The sequence below is a fragment of the Vreelandella sedimenti genome (genome assembly GCF_013416325.1).
GTDB lineage: Bacteria > Pseudomonadota > Gammaproteobacteria > Pseudomonadales > Halomonadaceae > Vreelandella > Vreelandella sedimenti.
On sequence record NZ_JACCGK010000018.1, the window covers coordinates 25,780 to 50,040 of the forward strand.

General features: G+C 56.9%; 22 protein-coding genes. 16 read left to right on the plus strand and 6 right to left on the minus strand.

Translation table 11 applies throughout. The features are described from left to right. The first annotated feature begins 218 nt into the window (after positions 1-218). The 13 genes from HZU72_RS18645 (at position 219) to tatC (ending at position 12,938) form a co-directional block, all read left to right on the plus strand. On the plus strand, positions 219-2,417 hold the full coding sequence (locus HZU72_RS18645; protein ID WP_180094831.1) for a primosomal protein N': 2,199 nt from the start codon (positions 219-221) through the stop codon (positions 2,415-2,417). Positions 2,418-2,551: 134 nt separating this feature from the next. Further along, positions 2,552-4,237 carry an arginine--tRNA ligase gene (gene argS, locus HZU72_RS18650; protein ID WP_180094833.1) on the plus strand — a complete coding sequence of 562 codons (1,686 nt, stop codon included), beginning with the start codon at positions 2,552-2,554 and terminating at the stop codon, positions 4,235-4,237. A gap of 3 nt (positions 4,238-4,240) precedes the next feature. After that, positions 4,241-4,975 carry an SPOR domain-containing protein gene (locus HZU72_RS18655; RefSeq protein ID WP_180094835.1) on the plus strand — a complete coding sequence of 245 codons (735 nt, stop codon included), beginning with the start codon at positions 4,241-4,243 and terminating at the stop codon, positions 4,973-4,975. Positions 4,976-5,113: 138 nt separating this feature from the next. Continuing rightward, positions 5,114-5,647, plus strand: a complete 534-nt coding sequence (gene hslV / locus HZU72_RS18660) for an ATP-dependent protease subunit HslV (protein ID WP_007113850.1) — start codon at positions 5,114-5,116, stop codon at positions 5,645-5,647. Positions 5,648-5,698: 51 nt separating this feature from the next. Then, positions 5,699-7,021, plus strand: a complete 1,323-nt coding sequence (hslU, locus tag HZU72_RS18665) for an ATP-dependent protease ATPase subunit HslU (RefSeq protein WP_009287441.1) — start codon at positions 5,699-5,701, stop codon at positions 7,019-7,021. Between the two features lie 112 nt (positions 7,022-7,133). Beyond that, positions 7,134-7,517: a gamma-butyrobetaine hydroxylase family protein gene (locus HZU72_RS18670; RefSeq protein WP_180094837.1), complete on the plus strand. Its 384-nt coding sequence runs from the start codon at positions 7,134-7,136 to the stop codon at positions 7,515-7,517. A 149-nt stretch (positions 7,518-7,666) separates the two neighbouring features. Further along, a complete protein-coding gene (gene ubiE, locus HZU72_RS18675) occupies positions 7,667-8,422 on the plus strand; it encodes a bifunctional demethylmenaquinone methyltransferase/2-methoxy-6-polyprenyl-1,4-benzoquinol methylase UbiE (protein WP_009287442.1) in 756 nt (251 codons plus the stop codon). A gap of 130 nt (positions 8,423-8,552) precedes the next feature. Beyond that, complete coding sequence (locus tag HZU72_RS18680; RefSeq protein ID WP_180094839.1) at positions 8,553-9,209, plus strand: ubiquinone biosynthesis accessory factor UbiJ; 657 nt, start codon at positions 8,553-8,555, stop codon at positions 9,207-9,209. Then, positions 9,206-10,828 carry a ubiquinone biosynthesis regulatory protein kinase UbiB gene (gene ubiB / locus HZU72_RS18685; protein ID WP_180094841.1) on the plus strand — a complete coding sequence of 541 codons (1,623 nt, stop codon included), beginning with the start codon at positions 9,206-9,208 and terminating at the stop codon, positions 10,826-10,828. Before HZU72_RS18680 ends, ubiB begins: the two co-directional genes overlap by 4 nt. A gap of 31 nt (positions 10,829-10,859) precedes the next feature. After that, positions 10,860-11,234 carry a phosphoribosyl-ATP diphosphatase gene (locus HZU72_RS18690; protein ID WP_027958642.1) on the plus strand — a complete coding sequence of 125 codons (375 nt, stop codon included), beginning with the start codon at positions 10,860-10,862 and terminating at the stop codon, positions 11,232-11,234. Positions 11,235-11,388: 154 nt separating this feature from the next. Continuing rightward, positions 11,389-11,667: a Sec-independent protein translocase subunit TatA gene (tatA, locus tag HZU72_RS18695; protein WP_022522099.1), complete on the plus strand. Its 279-nt coding sequence runs from the start codon at positions 11,389-11,391 to the stop codon at positions 11,665-11,667. Positions 11,668-11,670: 3 nt separating this feature from the next. Further along, positions 11,671-12,150: a Sec-independent protein translocase protein TatB gene (gene tatB / locus HZU72_RS18700; RefSeq protein WP_180094843.1), complete on the plus strand. Its 480-nt coding sequence runs from the start codon at positions 11,671-11,673 to the stop codon at positions 12,148-12,150. Then, positions 12,147-12,938 carry a twin-arginine translocase subunit TatC gene (gene tatC, locus HZU72_RS18705; RefSeq protein WP_071694202.1) on the plus strand — a complete coding sequence of 264 codons (792 nt, stop codon included), beginning with the start codon at positions 12,147-12,149 and terminating at the stop codon, positions 12,936-12,938. The genes tatB and tatC overlap by 4 nt, the downstream gene beginning before the upstream one ends. An 83-nt stretch (positions 12,939-13,021) precedes the next feature. Here the strand turns inward: tatC and elbB are convergent, their stop codons facing one another. Beyond that, entirely contained in the window at positions 13,022-13,681 is a 660-nt protein-coding gene (elbB, locus tag HZU72_RS18710) for an isoprenoid biosynthesis glyoxalase ElbB (RefSeq protein ID WP_180094845.1), read from the minus strand. A gap of 200 nt (positions 13,682-13,881) precedes the next feature. On the opposite strand from elbB, the gene hemB reads away from it, so the two are divergent. Continuing rightward, on the plus strand, positions 13,882-14,892 hold the full coding sequence (gene hemB, locus HZU72_RS18715; RefSeq protein WP_180094847.1) for a porphobilinogen synthase: 1,011 nt from the start codon (positions 13,882-13,884) through the stop codon (positions 14,890-14,892). 107 nt (positions 14,893-14,999) lie between these two features. Beyond that, the gene (ppk1, locus tag HZU72_RS18720; RefSeq protein WP_180094849.1) at positions 15,000-17,189 is read left to right on the plus strand and encodes a polyphosphate kinase 1; all 2,190 of its coding nucleotides are present in this window, start codon (positions 15,000-15,002) and stop codon (positions 17,187-17,189) included. Positions 17,190-17,268: 79 nt separating this feature from the next. Here ppk1 and metE read toward each other — a convergent pair whose 3' ends face one another. Further along, the gene (gene metE, locus HZU72_RS18725) at positions 17,269-19,566 is read right to left on the minus strand and encodes a 5-methyltetrahydropteroyltriglutamate--homocysteine S-methyltransferase (RefSeq protein ID WP_180094851.1); all 2,298 of its coding nucleotides are present in this window, start codon (positions 19,564-19,566) and stop codon (positions 17,269-17,271) included. Between the two features lie 99 nt (positions 19,567-19,665). On the opposite strand from metE, the gene HZU72_RS18730 reads away from it, so the two are divergent. After that, positions 19,666-20,604 (plus strand): LysR family transcriptional regulator, encoded by a 939-nt coding sequence (locus HZU72_RS18730; protein WP_180094853.1) that lies wholly within the window; start codon positions 19,666-19,668, stop codon positions 20,602-20,604. On the opposite strand, the gene HZU72_RS18735 is transcribed toward HZU72_RS18730, so the two are convergent. The 4 genes from HZU72_RS18735 to HZU72_RS18750 all read right to left on the minus strand — a co-directional run bounded on the left by HZU72_RS18735 (position 20,567) and on the right by HZU72_RS18750 (position 24,253). Next, positions 20,567-22,162, minus strand: a complete 1,596-nt coding sequence (locus HZU72_RS18735; protein WP_180094855.1) for an ATP-binding protein — start codon at positions 22,160-22,162, stop codon at positions 20,567-20,569. The genes HZU72_RS18730 and HZU72_RS18735 overlap by 38 nt on opposite strands. A 20-nt stretch (positions 22,163-22,182) precedes the next feature. Further along, complete coding sequence (locus tag HZU72_RS18740) at positions 22,183-22,941, minus strand: winged helix-turn-helix domain-containing protein (RefSeq protein ID WP_286903069.1); 759 nt, start codon at positions 22,939-22,941, stop codon at positions 22,183-22,185. A gap of 532 nt (positions 22,942-23,473) precedes the next feature. Then, entirely contained in the window at positions 23,474-23,653 is a 180-nt protein-coding gene (locus HZU72_RS18745; RefSeq protein WP_180094857.1) for a PLDc N-terminal domain-containing protein, read from the minus strand. A gap of 72 nt (positions 23,654-23,725) precedes the next feature. Then, positions 23,726-24,253 carry a retropepsin-like aspartic protease family protein gene (locus HZU72_RS18750; RefSeq protein ID WP_180094859.1) on the minus strand — a complete coding sequence of 176 codons (528 nt, stop codon included), beginning with the start codon at positions 24,251-24,253 and terminating at the stop codon, positions 23,726-23,728. Positions 24,254-24,261 lie beyond the last annotated feature (8 nt).

Sequence of the window (24,261 nt, forward strand, 5' to 3'; positions counted from 1 at the left end):
GGAAAAAACGACTAACCGGTTAGCCGCTCCGTCGTTACGATAGGTCTTTACAAATAGATCGATAAAGATCGTTAGGATTCAGAGCGGTCGCATATTCTAGCAAAACTAACGCCGGAGGCCAATTGGCTGACTCTTTTTCTTCGCAGGCATACTCTCAAGGACAGTCTCAAGGACAGTCCCAAAGGCCGTCTCAAAGATCTTCCCAAGCACTCGATCAAGTGCTCAAGGTAGCCCTGCCCTCGCCGCTGCGCCGCCTGTTCGACTACCTGCCATCCAGGGAAGCGCCTCCCTGCGGCTGGCAGCCGGGGTTGCGAGTGCGAGTGCCCTTTGGGCGTCGCGAAGTCGTCGGAGTGGTCGTCGAATTAGCCGACCACAGCGACCTTCCGCGCAGCCAACTGCGTAGCATCAGTGAAGCACTGGATGATGCCCCGTTGCCGGAGGATTGGCTATGGCTATGCCGCTTTGCCGCCCGTTATTATCAGCACAGCCTAGGCGACACCCTGCACCACGCCATGCCGGCGCGGCTGCGCCAGGGGCACCCCATGGCTGGGCGCACCCAGACCCTCTGGCTTGCCCAAGGCGAAGGCGCAGAAGAAATACTCAGCCGAGCGCCCAAGCAAGCCGAGCTGTATGCGCTGCTGCGCCAACACCCTCATGGATTGCCTAGCCGTGCGGTTAGCGCCCACGGTTTCGCCCGCGACCAGCTATTAGCGCTGGAGAAGAAAGGCCTGGCATCCAGCCAGGAACACATTCTCACTGCCCCAACGCCACCTAGCGGCAACTTACTAGCAACACCGGCCCTGCCGCTTAACCGTGAACAGGCGACAGCGCTGGCCGCACTGCATGAGAAGCTCGATGGCTACCACCCCTGCTTACTCGAGGGTGTCACCGGCAGCGGCAAAACGGAAGTCTACCTCCAGCTTATTGAAGCTGTCGCCGCCAAGGGCAAGCAGTCGCTGGTACTGGTGCCGGAAATTGGCTTAACCCCACAGACGCTCGCCCGCTTTAGACGCCGCTTTCGGGTACCCGTGGTGGCGCTGCACTCAGGCCTCACCGACCCCGAGCGACTAGACGTGTGGGAAGCCGCCGCCAGCGGTCGGGCGCTGATTATCATCGGCACCCGCTCGGCGATTTTCACCCCGCTGGCCAACCCCGGCGCGATTATTGTCGATGAGGAGCACGACGGCTCCTACAAACAGCACGACGGTTTGCGCTACCACGCCCGCGATTTAGCCGTGGCCCGGGCCCACTACCATAAAATCCCGCTGCTGATGGGTAGTGCTACCCCCTCCCTGGAGAGTCTGCACCAGGCGCTTAGCGGCGCCTACCGCCACCTACGCCTGACCCAGCGCCCCAGCCAGCACCCGCCAGCCAAGCTGGAGCTGATTGATCTACGCCACCAACGCCGCCAGGGCGGCCTGCTACCCGGCGCCATCAAAGCGATTAAAAGCACCTTGAGCGCTGGCAAGCAGGTGCTGATTTTTATCAACCGGCGCGGCTTTGCACCGACACTTGCCTGCCACGCCTGCGGCTGGATGGCAGAGTGTGGTCAGTGCGACGCACGCATGACACTACACCGCCAGCCTCCCCTACTGGCTTGCCACCACTGCGATAGCCGCCGCGCCCTCCCGGACGCTTGCCCCGAGTGTGGCAGCGGCGATCTGCGCGCCTTGGGTAGTGGCACAGAACGCACTGAAGAAACGCTGCAAACGCTGTTCCCGAAAACCACTATCCACCGCATCGACCGGGATAGCACCCGGCGGAAGGACAGCTTTGAACAGGTACTCAAAGAAATTCAGCGCGGCGAACCCTGCGTGTTGGTCGGCACTCAAATGCTCGCCAAAGGGCACCACCTACCCCACGTCACACTTGTCGTGGTCGTCAATGCCGACGGCGGCCTCTACGCCGCTGATTTTCGCGCTCTGGAGCACAGCGCCCAACTACTTGAACAGGTGGCGGGCCGTGCCGGTCGCGCCGCCCACCCAGGCCGAGTGCTGGTGCAAACCCTACACCCCGACGACCCTCACTTGGGCCAATTAGCTGAACATGGCTACGGGGCCCTCGCACGCAATATGTTGGAAGAAAGGCGCATTTCCCTGCTACCGCCGTTCTGTTTTATGGCGCTGCTACGCATCGAAAGCCCCAAAGAGGAGGCCGCTTTGGCCATGGCGCAACAGGCCACTCAAGCTCTGCGCCAATGGCTAAAAGAGGCCGGCGTAGCCACCCGCTGCCTGGGGCCGGTGCCCGCGCCAATGGAAAGACGCCAGAACCGCTACCATTTACACGTTATGCTGGCAGCCGATAAACGCAGCCAACTACACCCTGCCGTTAGCTGGCTGGTGCAGTGGCTTGAAGCCAATCGCGAGGCACGCAAGGTACGCTGGTCGATTGATATCGACCCACAAACTCTCGCTTAGCGCTTATCTCTTGGCAGTTGTTTAGCAACACGCCTTTGAAACTGCGGCTCAATTGCCGATAATAGCCGCCTTACCGACGCACCTTTACTGCTGCGCGTTAGCACACGCCGCCACAGACGTAACCGGATACCCACATGAAAGATACGATAGTTTCTCTGCTCGAAGGCGCGATCACCGCGCTCAAGCACCAAGGCGTGCTGCCAAACGACCTTCAGCCCACCATCAAGGTGGACCCCACCAAAGACAAGGCCCACGGCGATTACGCCACCAACTTGGCGCTGATGTTAGCCAAACCGGCAGGCAAAAATCCGCGTGAACTAGCCAACGCGCTGGTAGCAGCGCTACCTGAAAGCGACGCTATCCAAAAAACCGAGATTGCGGGCCCCGGCTTTATCAACTTTTTCGCCGCCGTCGATGCCGCGGCGCAAATCGTTGCCCAGGTACTCGACTGCGGCGACACCTTTGGCCGCAGTATGGTCGGAAAAGGCGAGAAAGTGCAGGTCGAGTTCGTTTCCGCCAACCCCACCGGCCCGCTGCACGTAGGTCACGGTCGGGGCGCAGCGATTGGCGACTGCCTATGCCGCCTGCTCGAAGCCACCGGTTTTGATGTCACCCGCGAGTTCTACTACAACGACGCGGGCGCCCAGATCGCCAACCTGGCGCGTTCGGTACAAGCGCGAGTGAAAGGCTTAGGCCCTGACGACGATAGCTGGCCCGAAGACGGCTATCGCGGCGAGTATATCGTCGATGTGGCCAACGATTACCTGGCAGGCAAAACGGTCAGTGCCGATGACCGCGAAGTCACCGCCAAAACCGATCCTGACGACCTGGACGCGATTCAAGAGTTTGCCGTGGCGTGGCTGCGGCGCGAACAGGATCTGGATCTAAAAGCCTTCGGCGTGGAGTTTGACGTCTATTTCCTAGAGTCGTCGCTTTACGAAGATGGCAAGGTGGACGCCACTGTTGAAAAACTGGTGAGCGCAGGCCACACCTATGAAGAAGATGGTGCCATGTGGCTACGCACCACCGACTTCGGTGATGACAAAGACCGCGTGATGCGCAAACGCGAGGGTGGTTACACCTACTTCCTGCCCGATGTGGCCTACCACCTGGACAAGTGGCAGCGCGGTTTCAAGACCGTAATCAACGAACAGGGCGCCGACCACCACTCCACCGTCACCCGCGTACGCGCCGGTTTACAGGCGCTGGAAGTGGGCATTCCCAAAGGCTGGCCCGACTATGTGCTCCACCAGATGGTCATGGTTACCCGCTCAGGCGTCGAGGTAAAACTCTCCAAGCGCGCCGGCAGCTATGTCACTGTGCGCGACTTGATCGACGAAGTGGGCCGCGACGCCACGCGCTTTTTCCTCGCCGCCCGCCGCGCCGACTCACAGCTCACCTTTGATATCGACCTGGCCCGCTCCCAGTCGAATGACAACCCGGTCTACTACATCCAGTACGCCCATGCCCGGGTCTGCAGCATGCTGCGCAAAGCCGAGGATGCCGACCAGCCGTTTGATCACGCCTTGGCACTGGCCAACCTAGTGCTGCTGGACAGCGACCAGGAGAAAGCCGTACTTAACCGGCTAGCGCGCTTCCCTGAAGTAGTGGAAACCGCCGCCAGAAACCGCGAGCCACAGCAGGTTGCCCAGTATTTGCTCGACCTTTCCGGCGACTTCCACACCTGCTACAACGCCGTCAAAGTGATGGTCGAAGACGACACCCTGCGCAATACGCGCCTGGCGCTGGGCCTTGCCACCCGTCAAGTGCTCCGCAACGGGCTTGACTTAATGGGGGTTAGCGCCCCAGAGGAGATGTAAGCAATGGCTAGCCCGCGCAAAAAGCCCGCCCCCCGCCGCGGAGCCACCTCGCAGCGCAAGTCCAACCGCAGCTCAGGCGGCGGCTTTCGCCTACCCGGCTGGCTGTGGGGTCTTGCCGGTATGGCGGCAGGCTTCTTTTTGGCTCAGCACCAGCACGGCACCGCCCCCTGGCAAGAGCAGAGCGAAGCGCCTCAAGCCACGGTGCTACCCAAACCCTCGGGTAGCGAAGAGCGCGCTGCCGCTAGGGAAACCGAGGAAGCCGCTGAACCGTCGATGCCGACGTTTGAGTTTTATACCCTGCTGCCGGAAACCGAGGTCATTGCCCCCGGCGTCACTCTGCCTTCAAGCGTTGTGCGCCCGGAGGCTCCCGAACCGACAGTCGATAGTGCTGCGGCCTCTGGCGCTGCAGGCGACGACCCCATCGCTCAGGTGATTGCCGCCAACACCCGACCTGAAGATCAGGTCTCGGCGGCCCAGGAGAATGAAGCAGCCACCAATACCCCAGGGCGCTATATGCTTCAGGCGGCCTCGTTTCGTGAAGCCAGCGACGCCGAACAGCTGCGTGGCCGACTGCGCAATTTAAGCCTGCTGGCGGAAATCAGCGAAGTAAAGGCGGATGGCAATACCTGGCACCGGGTACAAGTGGGACCTTACGAGGACACCCGAGAGCTAAACCGAGCCCAGGATTTAATGAATACCCAAGGCATCGAGCCCCTGCTTATCCAACTGCAAAACTAATAATCCCATCTGGAATACCCTGCGGGCGGTTGATTTTTTATCAGCCGCCCGCATTTTGTTGTGAACGCTTAAACAATGGTCGCTTATTGGGTGACCTGCCAGTCATCGGGAGCTCGCCTCCCCCAAGGAGTTATCTCCATGACCACTATTGTCTCCGTTCGTCGTGGTAACCAGGTCGCCCTCGCTGGCGACGGCCAAGTATCGCTGGGCAATACCGTAATGAAGGGTAACGCCAGCAAAGTACGCCGCCTCTACCGCGGCAAGGTACTGGCCGGATTTGCAGGTGGTACGGCGGATGCGTTCACGCTGTTTGAGCGCTTTGAAGCGCAGTTGGAAAAGTACCAGGGGCATTTGACCAAGGCAGCGGTTGAGCTTGCCAAAGATTGGCGCACTGACCGGGCGCTGCGCCGTCTGGAAGCGCTGCTCGCCGTTGCGGATCACAGCGCCTCTCTGATCATTACCGGTAACGGTGACGTAGTCGAACCCGAGCGCGGCATTATTGCCATTGGCTCTGGCGGCAACTTCGCCCAAGCCAGCGCCCGAGCACTACTGGAAAATACCGAGCTGTCGGCGCGTGAAATTACCGAGAAGTCGCTTTCGATCGCTGGTGATATCTGTGTATTCACCAACCACCACGTGACCCTCGAAGAGCTGTCGATTGACGATCGCTAATCAACTCACGCGATCCCCAAGCGCCGCTCACTGCACACTAAGGTTACTTATATGACTCAGATGACACCCCGCGAAATTGTTCACGCTCTAGACCAGTACATTATTGGCCAGCAGGATGCCAAACGCGCCGTTGCAATCGCTCTGCGTAACCGCTGGCGCCGGATGCAGCTCGATGATGACCTGCGCCCAGAGGTCACCCCTAAAAATATTTTGATGATCGGCCCCACCGGTGTGGGTAAAACCGAGATTGCCCGCCGTTTGGCCAAGCTGGCTAAAGCGCCGTTTATTAAAGTCGAAGCGACCAAGTTTACTGAAGTTGGTTATGTAGGCCGTGATGTAGAGTCGATTATTCGCGACTTGATGGAAGCGGCGATCAAGATGGTGCGCGAACAGGCCAAAGAGGAAGTTAGCCACCGCGCCGAAGATGCTGCGGAAGACCGCGTACTGGATGCCCTTTTGCCGCCGCCCCGTGGTCAGGAAGATAAACCCCGTGAAGACAGCGGCACCCGCCAGACCTTCCGCAAGAAGCTTCGCGAAGGGCAGTTGGACGATAAAGAGATCGATATCGAAATTTCTTCCCAGGGCCAAGGCATCGATATCATGACGCCACCAGGTATGGAAGAGATGACCAGCCAACTGCAGAGCATGTTCTCCAATATGGGCCAGCAGAAGCGTGAAAACCGCCGCGTAACGGTTAAAGAGGCGCTGGTACTGCTACGCGATGAAGAAGCGGGCAAGCTGGTCAACGAGGAAGAAATCAAATCCCGCGCGGTTTACTCGGTCGAGCAACACGGCATCGTATTCCTGGATGAGATCGATAAAGTCGCCAAGGGCAGCGGCCAGTCCAGCGGTGGCGAAGTCTCCCGTGAGGGCGTCCAGCGTGATCTGCTGCCGCTGATAGAGGGTTCCACCGTCTCGACCAAGTACGGCATGGTTAAAACCGATCACATCCTGTTTATCGCCTCCGGTGCATTCCACCTGTCGCGTCCTTCGGATCTGATTCCAGAGCTGCAGGGCCGCTTGCCGATCCGCGTTGAGCTTGACGCGCTAACGCCTAACGACTTTAAGCGCATTCTCACCGAGCCCTCCGCCTCGCTGACCAAACAGTACCAAGCGCTGCTGGCCACCGAAGGGCTAGACGTAGAGTTCACCCCCGACGGTATCGAGCGCATCGCGCAGATCTCCTGGCAGGTCAACGAAGGCACCGAAAATATCGGCGCCCGCCGTCTGCACACGGTGATGGAGCGGCTGTTGGAAGAAGCCTCTTTCCGAGGCGGCGATATGGAGAGCCCACTGGTAATTGACGGCGATTATGTCAATGCTCAGCTTGGCGAACTGGCGGTCGACGAAGACCTGTCCCGGTATATTTTGTAAGCGGCGTCTGCTGTTATTATCAGCATTGGTATAGTCAGCAACAGCAAGCCCGCTCTTTGCGGGCTTGCTGCTATGTTCGTAAGCCATGGACACTTAGCGATGAGGTTTCATCATGAATGCGCCCACCCCCACTAGGGTTCACTACCATAAACAGGCCCGCGAGCTGGAGCTTGGCTACGCCAATGGGGAGAGTTTTCATCTACCGGTCGAGTTGTTACGCGTCTATTCGCCTTCTGCCGAAGTGCGTGGCCACGGCGGCGACACCGCGGTACTGCAAGTGGGTAAAAAAGATGTCGGCCTGCAAAATATTACCCAGGCGGGCAACTATGCACTGAAACTGCATTTCGATGATGGCCATGACAGCGGGTTGTTTAGCTGGAACTACCTGTATGACCTCGCGACCCACCAAGAGGCCTACTGGAACAACTACTTGCAGCGTTTAAAAGAGGCCGGTGCCTCGCGAGAGCCCGCCAGCATTCAATTCAAGCAACTGTGACTACCTGACTCAGATCCTATACAAGAAGCCAGGCAGACAAGCCAGGGTGGACAAGGCTACAATGGCGTTTACTTTTAATCGCGTCGATCTCAGTGTCAAAAGACCTAAGATCGATTTGCCATCGCCTCGAATTCGGGAGCTACTGCCCAATGAGCCCCACAGAAAAACGCACCACTGACTTTGGTTTTCAGGAAGTCCCAGTTGATGAAAAAGCCTCGAGAGTGGCCGATGTTTTCCACTCCGTGGCTGCCCGCTACGATGTGATGAACGACCTGATGTCCATGGGCATCCACCGAGTCTGGAAGCGTCTTACCATTGAACGCGCCGGGGTGCGGCCTGGTCACCACGTGCTGGATATCGCGGGCGGCACAGGGGATTTAACGCTTAAGTTCTCCCGTTTGGTTGGCCCCCGGGGAAAAGTCGTACTTGCCGACATCAACGCCTCCATGCTCAAAGTGGGCCGCGACAAACTGATGGATAACGGCGTAGGCGGCAACGTCGAGTATGTTCAAGCCAATGCCGAAAGTCTGCCGTTTCCCGACAACAGCTTCGACTGCATCACCATTGCCTTTGGTTTACGTAACGTCACCGACAAAGACGCCGCGCTGCGCTCCATGGCCCGTGTGCTCAAGCCCGGTGGCCGCCTTTTGGTGCTGGAGTTCTCCAAACCCAACAACCCGCTGCTCTCCAAGGCCTACGATGAGTACTCTTTCCGCCTGCTGCCCAAAATGGGTGAACTGGTGGCGGGGGACGGCGACAGCTACCGCTACCTGGCGGAGTCGATTCGCATGCACCCAGATCAGGAAACGCTTAAAGCCATGATGGAAGAGGCGGGTCTTGAGCGGGTTGAGTACACCAACCTGACCGGTGGTATCGTTGCGCTGCACCGCGGCATTAAGTTATGACATTTCAAAGCAATACGACATTGCAAAACTGCATGACTTTCAAAAGCAGTGCGACATTGCAAAGCAGCATGACGTCCAAAAGCCAGACAACGTCACAGCGACCGATAACGCTATCTACCAAGAGGTCAGCATGCTGGTAACCCCGACCCTGCTGCTGGCCGGTTGTGAACGCACGCTCAACGCCCTGCTTGCCCGCGACCCCGCTGCCCCTGAACGGCTAGCGGCACTGGCGGGCAGTCGTCTACTGGTGCGCCTTGAGCAACCCCATTTAGCACTGGTCATTCACTACCATCACGCCGGGCTCGACCTGATGCGCGGCGATGACGTTGATGAAACCGACGTAGACGCAGTAGTAGAGCTCACCCCGGAAACGTTTTCCGAGTGGATCAGCGGCGCCTCGATTGAACGCCTTATGTTTGACGGCAAGCTGGCGGTGCGCGGGCGTATCCACCTGCTTGAAGCCACTCGAGACCTGCTCTTCGACCTGGATATCGACTGGGAGAGCGAGCTGGCCCGCTGGCTGGGCGATATGCCCGCCCACTCTCTGGCCGAGGGCCTGCGCCGCGCTGCCCGCTGGGGGCTGCGCGCCAAAGACGAGCTGATGCAGGATGTTTCTGAATATGTCTTTGAAGAGGCACGCCTGCTGCCAGGACGGCAGCAGCGTAACCTACTGCGCGAGCACCTGACCGAGCTAGAGGTGGCGACCGATCGCCTGGAAGCGCGTCTAAACCGCTTACAGCGACGACTAGAACAGCTACAGCCTGCGCCACAGGAGTCGCACCCATGAGCCTGCGCCTGCTGCGGATAAGCTGGGTGATCAGCCGCCACCGGCTTGACACACTGCTGCCGCTAGAGCGGCTGCCCTGGTGGCTCCGGGCGCTGCTATGGTTTTCTCCGCTACGTTTGATCCCCGTTGGCAAGCGCTCGCGGGGCGAACGTCTGCGCTTGTCGCTGGAAGCACTGGGGCCGATTTTTATTAAATTCGGCCAAATGCTCTCGACCCGTCGCGACCTGCTGCCAGCGGATATCGCCGATGAGCTGAAACGCCTGCAGGATCAGGTGCCGCCTTTTCCCGGTGATCAAGCCGCCGACCGGGTCGAGAAAGCGCTGGAAATGTCGCTGGAAGAGGCCTTTGCTGAGTTTGACCGAGTGCCATTGGCCTCGGCGTCGATTGCCCAGGTGCACGCGGCAAGACTGCACGGCGGTGAAGACGTGGTGGTGAAAATTATCCGCCCCGGCATTGATCGCGTGATGCGTCAGGATATGGCGCTGATGTACCAAGTCGCCAAGCTATTCTCCAAAATCCCCGAGGCGCGCCGCCTGCGTCCAGTGGAAGTCATTCGCGACTACGAAGCCACGCTGTTTGACGAGCTGGACCTCTACAAAGAGGCCGCCAACACCTCGCAGCTCAAGCGCAACTTCAAAGACTCACCGCTGCTGTTTGTGCCCACCATCTACTGGCCCTTTACCCGCCGCCATGTGATGGTGCAAGAGCGCATTCGCGGTATTCCAGTCGCCGATTTAGATACCCTGATTGCTCGTGGCACTAATTTGAAGAAGCTTGCCGAGCGCGGCGTCGAGCTGTTCTTTACTCAGGTATTCCGTGACAACTTCTTTCACGCGGATATGCACCCAGGCAATATTTTCGTCAACTGTGACAACCCCGAAGATCCCCAGTACATTGCCATCGATTGCGGCATTGTCGGCAGCCTGACCCGGGAAGATCAGGACTACTTGGCGCGTAACCTACTGGCGTTTTTCCACCAGGACTATTACGAAGTCGCTGCGCTGCACATTGAATCCGGCTGGGTGGGCGAAAACACCCGCGCGAACGAATTCGCAGCGGCGATTCGCACCGTTTGTGAGCCTATTTTAGAGAAGCCGTTGAAAGATATCTCCTTCGGCCAGGTGCTATTGGGGCTGTTTCAAACCGCGCGGCGCTTTAATATGGAAGTACAGCCGCAACTGGTACTGTTGCAGAAAACGCTGCTCAATATTGAAGGCCTGGGGCGCCAACTCTATCCGGATCTAGATCTGTGGAGTACCGCCAAGCCCTATTTAGAGCAGTGGATGAAAGAGCGTGCCGGGGTCAGCGGTTTATGGGAGTCGCTGAAGCGCCAGGCGCCGGAGCTTTCGCACCAGTTGCCTGAACTGCCCGTACTGGCTCACCAGGCGCTAAGCCGTATGGAGCACGAGCATCGCCAGCGCCACCAGCAAGTCGAATCGATCAACGCCATGCGGGTGCAGATGGCGCGCCAGTGCAAACGCCTCTACCGCCTTCGGCTTGGCTTGATTCTGCTGGCGCTGGCACTGGCTTGGCAGCCATTAAGCGGTTGGATTGCACTTCAGGAGTGGCCGATACTGGCGGCCGCCGCCATTGGCCTACTGCTGCTGGTATGGCAATAGAGTGACGCACTAAACGTTTACGAGGATTCCCATGGACAGCAACGCATTATCGCCTAACAATTCGACTAGCCATACTGATGTGCTGGATACGCTCAATGAGGTGCTAAAGCAGCGACGCCATGCAGCGGCTGAAGAATCTTATGTTGCCTCCTTGCATCATAAGGGTTTGAACAAGATACTCGAAAAGGTGGGCGAGGAAGCGACAGAAACAGTGCTTGCGGCAAAAGATGCCGAGCATGGTAGCGAGGCTGAACGCCAAGCATTGATTTCAGAAACCGCCGACCTGTGGTTTCATAGCCTGGTGATGCTGTCACACCTGGGAATGGATCATCAGGCCGTTTTAGACGAACTGGCACGACGCTTCGGCATTTCCGGACACGAGGAAAAAGCCGCCCGCCAGCCATAGTTGCCACATAGGGCTGTCGCATAGTGGTAACGCGCATACTGTAGTACTGCTCCTAACCATTGGGCTCGTATTCATTGGCTCAGTGGTAAAAGAGATAGCGCTAAAATAGGTAGCACTCACTCGATAGTTAACCTGCTCGCAAGAGGACACGCATATGTTAGGTGGTATTAGTATTTGGCAGTTGCTGATTGTGCTGGGCATCATCATTCTGGTTTTCGGCACCAAAAAACTGCGTAACGTGGGCACCGATCTAGGCGGGGCGGTCAAGGGCTTCAAGAAAGCCATGCACGACGAGGAGAAAAATAAAGAGGCGGACAAAGAGGACGCCGACCAACCCCATGCCAAAGTGAGCCATGAAGAGCCGGGCAACACTTACGACGTTCAAGCCGAAGAGAAACAGGCCGCCCACGACCGCAACGAAGAGCGCAAATAAACCATGCTGGATATCGGCTTTCTTGAACTGATGCTGATTGGCGTCGTCGGGCTGTTGGTGCTTGGCCCGGAGCGGCTGCCCCGCGCCGCCCGTACGGCGGGCATGTGGATTGGTAAAATCAAGCGTACGGTATCCGGTATGCAGCGTGAAATCAGCGCCCAACTGGAAGCAGAAGAGCTGCGTCAAAAGCTCAATGAACAGCAAAAGAAACTCGATGACAGCTTGAAGAAAGCAAAGCTGGACGTAGAGAGCATTGCCGATAGCCCTTCAGACCCAGCGCCAGCGAAGCAGAGTGACACTGAGCAGCGCGTTGCCCAGGCCAGCTCTCGATTGGATGACGCCCTGCAAACGGTGCGAGAGGAAACGGTGCGTGAAGAAACACCTCCGTCATCATCTGCCTCGACTGCGCCCACCCGCGAGGCCGAACCTGAAACGCCTAACCCTGAGTCGGCTGCACTTAATAAGGATCGTAATCACCAATGAGCATGTCTGGCGATTCAAAGGAGCCGCGGGAAGAGCAGAGCCAAGCCCCCCTGATTGAGCACCTGATCGAGCTGCGCTCACGGCTAATGCGCGCCGTGATCGTTATCCTGGTGGTCTTTTTGGGCCTCTACTCCTTTGCCAATGATATCTACACCTTTGTTGCCGAGCCGTTGATGGCGCTGCTGCCCGAAGGCTCGCAGATGATCGCTACGGAAGTCGCTTCGCCATTCTTAGCGCCGTTCAAGCTCACTCTGGTAGTCGCGGTCTTTATCGCTATTCCGTTTGTGCTACACCAAGCCTGGGCGTTTATCGCCCCGGGGCTTTACGACAATGAGAAAGCGCTGGCGATACCGATTCTGGTTTCGAGCATTGCGCTTTTCTACGGCGGCGCGGCGTTTGCCTATTACGTGGTTTTTCCGCTGCTGTTTGAGTTTTTCACCCAAACCGGGCCGGAAAACGTCGCCGTAATGACCGACATTAACCAGTATCTGAACTTCGTTCTTAAACTGTTTTTTGCTTTCGGTGTAGCGTTTGAAATTCCCATTGCGACCTTTTTGCTTATCTTATCGGGCGCTACGACGGTGGAGAGCCTGTCTAAAAAGCGCCCGTATATTCTTCTAGGCTGCTTCGTTGTCGGCATGCTGCTAACGCCACCAGACGTGATTTCTCAGAGCCTGCTGGCGATACCGATGTATCTGCTTTATGAAGTCGGGCTGTTGTTTGGTCGCCTGGTGCGCAAGCGCAAAGAGGAGAAGGAGGCCGCCGAAGAGCAAGAAGCTGACCTCTAAGCGCGGGGATCAACGGGCAGATACTTAAAAACCACCGCCATGGTTAATGGCGGTGGTTTTTTATCTGCAGCACAGCGTCGAGCTTAATCCATCATTTCTGCAATGCGATCTACCAGCTTAAAAATACCGGTAGCGGCTTCGCTGATACGCGTTGCCAGCATATAGGCAGGCGTAGTGACCACGCGATGCTCAAGATCCACCACAATATCCTCTACGCCGCAGCTGCGGTGCAGGCCGCCCATGGCGCTAATTGCCCCGGAAACCGCCGGGTCATTGCCCACCGTCACCGCAATGCCCTCATCCAATAGGCGGGGCACCAGTACGGGTGAAATACACATCAAACCAATCGGCTTGGCCTCCTCGCGAAACCCCACCAAGGCCGCTTTTAATGCATCTAGAACCTGCATACTGTCACCGGCGCTGGCGAAGTCCGACAGGTTCTTGGCCACGCCAAAACCGCCGGGCACGATCACTGCGTCGAAGCTGTCAGCGTCTAACTCTTCAAGCGGGCTGACCTCTCCCCGCGCCAGGCGGGCAGACTCCAGCAACACATTGCGCTGCTCGCCCTCTATCACCTCTTGAGTGAGGTGGTTAACCACATGGTGCTGCTCTATATCTGGGGCAAAACAACGGTAACCGATACCCAACTGATCCAAGCGCAGCAGCGTTAGCGTGGTCTCATATATTTCCGAGCCATCGTAAACGCCGCAGCCAGCTAAAATCACTGCCACCTGTTTGGTCATGCCTATCTCCTTATCCCAGGGTCTGCTGAACGCAATACAGCAAAGCTGTCGCTCACTTTAGTCAGTCTGCCGTGTCGCCACAAGACGGCTTTCGCCGCAGGGCATGACTGATATACTGACCCCAGGCCTTCGGGCATGTTGATTTGCGATCCTTAATGTTCACGATCACTGATTTTTACGACCTCTAATGGAGAGCCCTCTTGAGCACACCCACTGCCCGCCACTTTCCCGCCACGCGCATGCGCCGTATGCGCCGCGACGATTTCTCACGCCGATTGATGCAGGAAAACAGCCTGAGTCCATCCGACCTGATTCTGCCCGTTTTTGTGTTGGAAGGTATCAATCAGCGTGAAGCCGTCGCCTCCATGCCCGGCGTTGAACGGCTGTCTATTGATCTGCTGATCGAGCAAGCTCGCGAGGCGTATGAACTGGGCATTCCAGCACTGGCTCTCTTTCCTGTGGTTGGCCCCGAGCACAAGAGTGAGCTTGCTGAAGAGGCCTATAGCGCTAGCGGTTTAGTTCAGCGCAGCGTGCGCGCCCTTAAAGAAGCGCTGCCCGAATTAGGCATTATCACGGACGTGGCGTTGGATCCTTATACCAGCCACGGTCAAGACGGCATTCTTGACGAACACGGCTATGTCCAGAATGACCGCACAGTGGATACCCTGCTCAAGCAGGCGCTCTCCCATGCTGAAGCGGGGGCCGATGTGGTCGCCCCTTCCGATATGATGGATGGGCGGATTGGTGCGATTCGCCAAGTGTTGGAGCAGGAACATCTGCATAATTTGCGTATTATGGCCTACAGCGCCAAGTACGCCTCACACTACTACGGGCCTTTTCGCGATGCGGTCGGTTCGGCTGCTAACTTGGGCAAAGCAGACAAGCGCACCTATCAAATGGATCCTGCTAACAGCGATGAAGCGCTCCACGAAGTGGCCATGGATATCGCCGAGGGCGCCGACATGGTGATGGTCAAGCCTGGCATGCCCTACCTAGATATCGTGCGGCGGGTAAAAAGCGAACTACAGGTACCCACCTTCGCTTACCAAGTCAGCGGCGAGTACGCCATGCACCGCGCGGCCTTCGACAACGGCTGGTTAGAAGCGGAGCCGGTAATACTGGAGTCGTTGATGTGTTTCAAACGGGCAGGCGTGGATGGCATTCTGACCTACTTCGCCCTAGATGCAGCGCGGTTACTTCAGCAACGCTAAGATGACAACCAGGTGACACCTTTTTGTCATCTTCTCCCCGCATACTGCACTGATATACAAGTATCAGGCTATGATACCTTCGAGCTATCAACGCGGGGAGATCCAATATGGACGAGCAAGCTTCAGATTCCTTACCATTATCGTCTTCCGATCACACCAGCAGCGACGGCGATACACCGCTACGGATCAACCGTACCCCGACCGGCGTCCAGGCACGTGAAGCACAGCCTGAAACCGACCTCGACGATACCCAGCTCTACTTCAACCGCGAGCTATCGCATCTACAGTTCAATATCCGCGTGTTGGAGCAGGCGTTAGATGACGCCCACCCACTGCTCAACCGGTTAATGTTCCTGCTGATCTTCTCCTCCAACATGGATGAGTTTTTCGAGATTAGGGTGGCGGGCTTGAAGCATCAAATTGCCCTGGGCGACGACACCACCGCCGCCGATGGCCGCCTGCCCAAAGCGGTGTTGGGCGAGATATCGCAGCTTGCTCACGCGCAAATTGACCGTCAGTATCAGATACTCAACGACACTTTGTTACCCGCGCTGGAAACCCATGGGCTGCGTTTTCGTCGCCGCGATCAGTGGACTGATGAGCAGAAAACCTGGGTTAAGGCGTTTTTCGATAATGAAATTATGCCGGTCATTAGCCCGATCGGCCTCGACCCCTCGCATCCTTTCCCGCGTTTAGTGAATAAAAGCCTCAATTTTATTGTTGAGTTGGAAGGCAAAGATGCGTTTGGTCGCGCCGGGGGGATGGCGATTCTTCCCGCGCCGCGCTCGCTACCGCGTCTGATGGCACTGCCCAAAGAGCTATGCGAGGAGGGATTCTCGGAATATGTTTTCCTATCTTCGATGATTCATGCCCATGCCGAGGAGCTGTTTCCTGGCATGAGCGTACGCGGCTGCTATCAATTCCGGCTGACCCGCAACGCGGATATGAGCGTTGACCCAGAGGAGGTTTCGGATCTCGCCTCTGCGCTGCGCGGTGAGCTGCTGGCACGTCGCTACGGCAGCGGTGTGCGCCTGGAAGTCGCTGACAGTTGCCCTGATGACTTGACCAACTTTTTGCTGCGCCAGTTTGAACTGGAAAGCGACGACTTATATCGCGTCAAAGGGCCGGTTAATTTAACCCGGATGATGTCGGTACTGGGGGACGTGGATCGCCCCGAACTACTCTATCGACCGTTTACCCCCAGTATTCCCAAAGCGCTCAAAGCAGGTAGTCTATTTGACGCTATTGCCAAGAACGACATTCTGCTCCATCACCCCTTCCAGTCGTTTACGCCGATTGAAGACCTGCTGCGCGAAGCCGCCCGAGATCCAAATGTACTGGCGGTGAAGCAGACCCTTTACCGTACCGGCGCAGACTCGGCCATTGTTAACGCACTTGTGGAAGCGGCCAGCCAAGGCAAAGAAGTCACTGTAGTCATTGAGCTGCGCGCGCGCTTTGATGAGGCCGACAACTTACAGCTGGCTTCACGCTTGCAGGAAGCGGGCGCAATCGTTGTCTACGGCATTATGGCGTACAAAACCCACGCCAAAATGCTGCACATTGTGCGCCGTGAAAAAGGCGAGCTTTGCTACTACGCGCACCTGGGCACCGGTAACTATCACTCTAAAACCGCCAAACTATATACCGACTACAGCCTGCTGACTGCCAACAAAGCGCTGTGTGCGGATGTTCATAAAGTATTTCAGCAACTGTCGGGAATGGGCCGTGCTCGCAAAATCGACACGTTGCTGCACGCGCCATTCACGCTGCATGAGCGGCTGGTGGCAATGATTGAGCGCGAAGCGCAGATAGCGCGTAAGGGTAAGCGCGGACACATCATTATTAAGTGCAACTCGTTAACCGAGCCCAAGCTTATCAAAGCGCTCTACCGGGCCTCACAAGCGGGGGTAGAGTGCGATTTGATTATTCGCGGTATGTGCTGTTTGAAGCCAGGGGTACCGGGCGTTTCCGACAACATTCGCGTGCGCTCGATTATTGGTCGTCTGCTGGAGCATACCCGGGTGTTCCACTTCCACAATGATGGCAAGTCAGAGACCTGGTGCTCAAGCGCGGACTTTATGTCGCGCAATATGTTCCACCGGGTGGAGACTTGCTTCCCGCTGCTGGATAAGAAGCTCGCCACTCGGGTACGCAAAGACCTGGAGACCTACCTGGTGGATAACTGCCAGAGCTGGCTGCTCCAGACCGACGGCAGCTACCTACTCCAGGATCCGGGTGACAGCGATGCCATTAGTGCCCAGGAAACCCTGCTCTACGCCTATGCATCAAAAAGCTAAGCATCAAAAAACTAAGCGACGAAAAGTCAGCACTCCCCCGCTGCTTAGGGCAGCGGGAGAGATTCTGACCTCTGCCCGTTTATGCATAGCGTTGGCGTAACACTTTAGCCGCTTCCACCATATTGGCCACCGCCGGCTCTACTTCCGCCCAACCACGGGTTTTTAGGCCGCAGTCCGGGTTCACCCACAGCCGTTCAGCAGGGATTTTTTCCAGGGCTTTCTCCATCAAATCGACCATCCAGCTCACCTCGGGAATATTGGGGGTGTGGATATCGTAAACCCCTGGGCCGATTTCGTTGGGATAAGCGAAGCCCTGGAAGGCATCCAGCAGGTGCATATCCGAGCGCGACGTTTCGATGGTGATGACATCGGCATCCAACGCAGCAATGGCGCCAATGATGTCGTTGAATTCCGAGTAACACATATGGGTATGAATCTGAGTGGCGTTGGCCACGCCTGCGGCACTCAACTGGAAGCTCTCTACTGCCCAATCAAGGTATGCTTGCCACTCATGTTGGCGCAGCGGTAACCCTTCGCGCAGCGCTGGCTCATCAATTTGAATAATGCTGATCCCGGCTTTTTCCAGATCCAACACCTCATCACGCAGGGCCAAGGCAATCTGGCGGCAGGTGGTTTCCCGCGGCTGGTCATCACGTACAAACGACCACTGTAGAATCGTCACCGGCCCGGTCAACATGCCCTTCATGGGCTTATCGGTCAAGGTTTGGGCGTACTTGCTCCAGCGCACCGTCATCGGGGCGGGGCGCGATACGTCACCAAAGATCACCGGCGGCTTCACGCAGCGTGAACCGTAACTTTGTACCCAGCCAAAACGGGTAAACGCAAAGCCTTCCAACTGTTCACCAAAGTACTCCACCATATCGTTACGTTCGGCTTCGCCATGCACCGGCACATCAATCCCCAGCGCCTGCTGGCGCTCAACGGCGTAGGCAATTTCGACCTGCATACGGGCTTCGTAGTCGGCTAATGCCAGTTCACCGGCCTTAAAAGCGCGCCGGGCGGCACGAATCGCATCGGTTTGCGGGAAAGAACCAATCGTAGTGGTGGGAAATAGCGGTAGCTTAAGCGCGCGACGCTGAGCCTCAGATCGCACGCCATAAGGCGCCTGACGCTGACTATCGGCGGGGCGAACCGCCGCCAAACGCTCACTGACCACAGCTTGGTGAATACGCGTTGATTCACGCCGGGCATCCAACGCCCGTGTGGCCTGATCCAGGCGCTGCTCATCGGCAGGCGTGGCGCGGTTATCGATCAAGCGCGCCAAGGTGACCACCTCGTCAAGTTTCTGCCGCGCGAAAGCCAGCCAGCTGATCAGCTCATCACCAAGCTCTGTCTCCTGAGCCAAATCCACCGGCACATGCAACAGCGAGCAGTTGGGTGCCAACCAAAGCCGCTGACCCAGGCGCACTTTTAACGGCAGCAGGCGTTCTCGCAAGGCAGCCAAGTCGGCCCGCCAGACATTGCGGCCATCAACAAACCCCACCGATAGCACCTGATGAGGGCCAAGGCGGTCAATAACACCTTCGACTTGCTGGGGGGCGCGCACGGCATCAATGTGCAACCCCGCCACGGGCAAACGGGTCGCCAACGATAGGTTATCGCCCAAGCCGCCGAAGTAAGTGGCTAGCAATAGTTTTAGCGGCACAGACTGAAGGCGATGAAAAGCACGCTCATAGGCCTGCTGCCATGCCAGCGGCAGATCCTGCACCAGCGCTGGCTCATCCAGCTGCACCCACTCAATGCCTTGGGTGGCGAGCCGCGCCAATATTTCGCCATACACGTCGAGTACGCTGTCGAGCAGCGTCAGGCGGTCAAAATCACCGCCCTTGGTTTTGCCAAGCCATAGCCAAGTCAGCGGCCCCGTCAGTGTTACTTTCGGGGTAAAACCCGCCCGTAACGCTTCATCCACTTCGTCAAACAGACGGTTGGATGCCAGGGTAAAGGTGTGTCCTTCGTGCAGTTCGGGTACCAGGTAGTGGTAGTTGGTATCGAAGTATTTGGTCATTTCACAGGCTGCGGCGGGCTCACCCCTGGGAGCTCTACCGCGGGCCATACGGAAGGTGGTGTCGAGATCGACATCGCCACCAGCCACTTCATTATTGGCATTAAAGCGGGCAGGCACCGCGCCCAGCGCTACTGAAATGTTCAGCACTTGGTCGTAAAATGCGAAATCGCCCACGCTAACGAAATCCAAACCCGCGTCCTGCTGCGCCTGCCAGTGGCGCAAACGCAGCTCGCGACCGGTGTTTTCCAGCTCGCTACGCGTACATTCGCCCTTCCAGTATGCTTCAGTGGCTTTTTTTAATTCGCGCTGAGCGCCGATGCGGGGATAGCCGAGAATATGAGAAACTGTCATGATGAACCCTACCAACGTGAAATAATTCACACAGTCTGGGCACCACGCCGTAGTGAATCAAACTAAAGTTTCTAATATTAAAGATGAACAATACTCACAATGATTGAACTGCGACATCTACGCACGCTGCTGGCTCTGCGCGAAACCGGCTCTCTGGTCGACGCTGCTGATCGCGTGCATTTGACCCAATCGGCGCTTTCGCACCAGCTTAAAGATCTTGAGAGCCGCGTGGATAGCGCGCTTTTTGTGCGCAAAACCCGTCCGGTGGAATTCACCCGCGCGGGGCTGCGGCTACTCGCTCTAGCCGACCAGGTACTGCCGGAAGTACGCAAGGCGGAGCGTGATTTGGCGCGCTTGGCAGGCACCGAGCAGGGGCGTTTGCATATGGCCATTGAGTGCCATAGCTGCTTTCAGTGGCTAATGCCCACTGTGGACTATTTTCGCGATCACTGGCCGGAAGTGGAAATCGACATTCCCAGTGGACACCACTTCGACCCGCTTCCGGCACTTGCCCGAGAGCAGCTGGATCTAGTAATCACCGCTGACCCCCAGCCCCTTGAGGGCATTCACTACGCTCCGCTGTTTCGCTATGAAGGGCTACTGGCCGTCGCCCGTCAGCACCCTTTTGCAGGCCGGGGGTATATAGAGCCCCAGGCACTGGCTGAGGAAACGTTGATTACCTACCCCGTTGAGCAGTCGCGATTGGATATTTTCACCCAGTTTTTGCAACCGGCGAACGTGCGTCCTCAGGAGATTCGTACCGCCGAATTGACGATTATGATGATGCAACTGGTGGCCAGCGGGCGTGGCGTGTGTGCACTTCCCAACTGGGCACTCACCGAGTATTTAGAGCGCGATTACGTTAGCGCGGTGAAGCTAGGCGAGCATGGGGTATGGAGCACGCTTTATGCGGCGATTCGCGAAGAGACCCGCGAAGCACCATGGATGCAAGATTTTTTACGCACGGCGCGGGAGACCTCCTTTGCAGTGCTATCCGGGGTCAAGCCTGCGGATCGCGACGCGGAATCAGCAGCGTAAAGCGCGCGCCGCCCAATGAGGGGCTGGTATCGATAGTCACGCTGCCACCGTGCCCGGCCATGATTTTCTGCACAATCGAAAGCCCTAAACCGTAACCACCAGAGCTGCGAGCACGGCTGTCGTCCAGCCGGGCAAACGGCTTGAAAATATCCGCTCGCGCTTCCGGCGGAATGCCGGGGCCGTCATCTTCAACGTCAATACGAACCAGATTGGGCTCATCCCAAAGGTGAATCACCACCTGGGACTTGGCATGGCGACAGGCGTTGCCGACTAAGTTCTGCACCGCACGCTGGAGATAGCGCGGCTCCGCCAACAGCTCAATCTCAGGCCCAGGCGCAAGCGCCAGCGCTAAGCCCTTATGCAGCGGCGACAGCGTATCAATCACCCGTTCCGCCATGGCCCGGCACTCTACCAGCGCCGTTTCAAGCTCCGCGCCGTTAACCGTTTCCCCACCCAGTCGTGCATAGGTGAGAATTTCATCAACTAACTCATCGAGCTCGGCAATATCCGCATCAATCCCCTGAAGCTGGCGGCGAATAGCAGGCTGGTCGGTCATATCCTCGACCATCTGCACGGCAAAGCGAATGCGCGCTACGGGGGTACGTAGTTCATGGGAAACCGCCCGAATCATCTCCTGTTGACCGCGCAGCAGGCTCTGCACCTGATTGGCCATGCCATTAAAGGCCATGCCCAAGCGGCCTAAAAAGTCGCCGCTCTCTACCTTTACCCGGGTTTCCAGGCGGCCACTGGCAATCCGCGTGGCAGCCAGTTCCAGCCGCGCCATGCGGGCTTCAATACTGCGCATAATCAAATAAATAATCAGGCTGAGAACGATCATCAGCCCCACCAGCAGAGGCAGATGCAAATTTAGCGGTAGAGTGTCGCCGCGGGAAATGGGCCCCGCTTGCAGCCATTGAGATTGGCCGGGTAGTTGATAAAGCAGCGTAATCGACAGCTTATCGGAGACGAGTCGGGTAATAACATTACCGCTGGCCAGTTGAGCCTGCTGCTGCGCGGTTAGCCCCCCAGGGAAAGCAGCCAAAAGCTGCAACGGCCAGCTTCCATGGCGCAGTTGAGCGATGCGCACGTCACGCTCGTTCTCGGGCACTGCTGCTAACCAGTCGCCAAGCAGTTCGATACTGCCATGCCACTGGTGCTCACTCCAGTCATCGAGTCGTGCTTGCAGCAGCCAGGCGTCACCCGGCAAACGCTGTTGCAGTAGCCAGGGGCTCTCAGCGACCAGTATTTTGCCTTGTTCCAGACGCGATCGTTCGAAAAATCCCAAATCCGCATCGCTGATAGGTTGCAAGGTCAGCTGTAAATCGAGCTGTTCCGAAAAACGCTCAAGCAGAGCATTTCGCTGTTCAGCCGGTGCGTCGGCGAGCTGTTGTGTCATCAGCGACATAGGCAGCGCGGCGAGCTGCTCACGATAGTCTTCACGGCGCACCTGTTCGATAAAGGAGCGTCCCGCTAAGGCGATCACAAAAACCACCAATAGCGCGATGCCCAGCAGCAAATAGAAACGTAAAAACGAGCCGTTACTGAGCACCCGCCGCATGATGCCATCCCTCTGAGTGATCAACTGTCTTTGACGAAAAGATAACCTTTGCTGCGCACGGTTTTGATCCGATGAGGCTGGTTCGGATCATCGCCAATTTTAGGGCGTATGCGCGATACGCGTACATCAATCGAGCGGTCTTGGCCGTCGTACTTAATGCCCCGTAATTCGCTGAATATCTCTTCGCGGGTGAGCACTCGGCCAGCATTACGGCCCAGTAACCAAAGTAGGTCAAACTCGGCGCTGGTTAAGTCAATCCGCTCGCCTGAAAGCCAGGCTTCACGAGTGGCGTTATCGATCTCCAGGTTTTCAAAACGCAGCCGCATTTCGCCGTCTGGTGCCGGCCCGTCGGCACGGCGCAATAGCGCGCGCATACGCGCCAATAGCACTCGCGGTTGAACCGGCTTCGGCACGTAGTCGTCGGCGCCCATTTCGAGCCCCAAGACCTGATCGAGATCATCGGTGCGAGCGGTCAGCATCATGATCGGGCCGGCAAAATTGGGTCTAACGCGACGACAAATCGCCAGACCGTCCTCCCCTGGCAGCATTAAGTCTAAAATCACCAGATCGGGCTGCAGGGTTAAAATACGGTCGACCCCTTTCGCACCGTCAGCTTCCAGCGTTACTTGGAAGCCGTTCGCTTCCAAGTAATCACGGGTCAGCTCGGCCAAACGCTGGTCATCCTCAATGATCAGGACATGATCTTGATCGGGATAGTCAGGCATTACAGACTCTTGTGACTCAAGCGCCTGAAATTGCTGTTCCAAATGATCTACCATCCTCTTTATGCACTCCGCTTAGGCTGTTTGTTTTTTCACCCGCTCACCCAATACCAACGCAGGTGCCCTATGACTGGCACTCAGGATAACTCAAAACCATCAAAACACCCGCTTCTGTCGTTACAATCATGCGTATTGATCGGTAGCCAAGGCCCAACACTTGATTCTCGCACCTGCGGGAGCTACTGTTAAAGCGCGAACTGTCGACAATTTGACAGGAGGAACCTGCCATGGGAAGTAGCAAAACGAAAAGTGTCATTAAGCGTGTTTACGTTCCAGCCCAAGTGCGCGACCTGCCCAATGGGGAGAAGTTAAAAATCCCGGGGCATTACAAGGCGCCGCCCGGGGAAGAAAACGACACCATTGAGTAATGTTTGATTAAGTATATCTATTGCTAAAGCATATTAAAAAGGCAGACCACCAGTGGCCTGCCTTTTTTTACTCAGCTACTTTTTTACAACTACTTTCTTCTGCTACACGTTTTGACGCACGTGCACAAGGCGTGCTTAGCTACAGCTTGGCTTTTCAGTGGCTACCCTTTGGGCCCAAACAAAAACCATGCAATTAAGCCGACTAACGGGAAAAACAGCAGCACCAGGATCCATATCAGCTTAGCAAGACCACCTGCATCGCTTTTGGCGACTTTCACAATGGCCCAGATCACAATGATGAGCCAGATTAGCCCTAATAAACCACCTACTTCAATGCCCATAGCAACTCCTTAGCATGTTGGCACTCGTATTAATTGAGACAATCATATCAGTGGCACATTCACAAGCCGAACTCACTGCTTGGGAAGGCTTAACACCATCTCGCCCGACTGTATTTCAATCGACAATAAATTTAAGAAGCTCATGCCGAGTAGAACGGTGTCACGCTCCATGCCTGGGCTGATAGACCCCTGTACATTCTGCACTTTTAGACCGCCCAGGGAAACCTCATCGAGTTCGGTTAAAGTACCTTCAACTCGACCATTGGCGGTATTGAACCAAGCGCTGCGTCCCGGCTTTAGTCCTAACTCACTAGCTAAATCGGCCGGTATGGCGACATAGGTGGCGCCAGTATCGAGCAAAAAGGTCACCGGCGTTCCGTTGATGCGTCCCGGCGCCTCAAAGTGCCCTGCCCGATTACGTTTTAAGGTAACCGGCTCACCCGCAGGTAGCGTATGCACAATATTCGCGTTCGGGCGCATCATCTCTTCGAGGCCACCATGAATCCACCAAGTGCCCACCGCCATTAACAGCAACCAAAACAGCAGCATCATAACGATACCACCGCGTTGCGCTGTTTGACCTGCCAGGTGCGTCGCCATACTCCCCC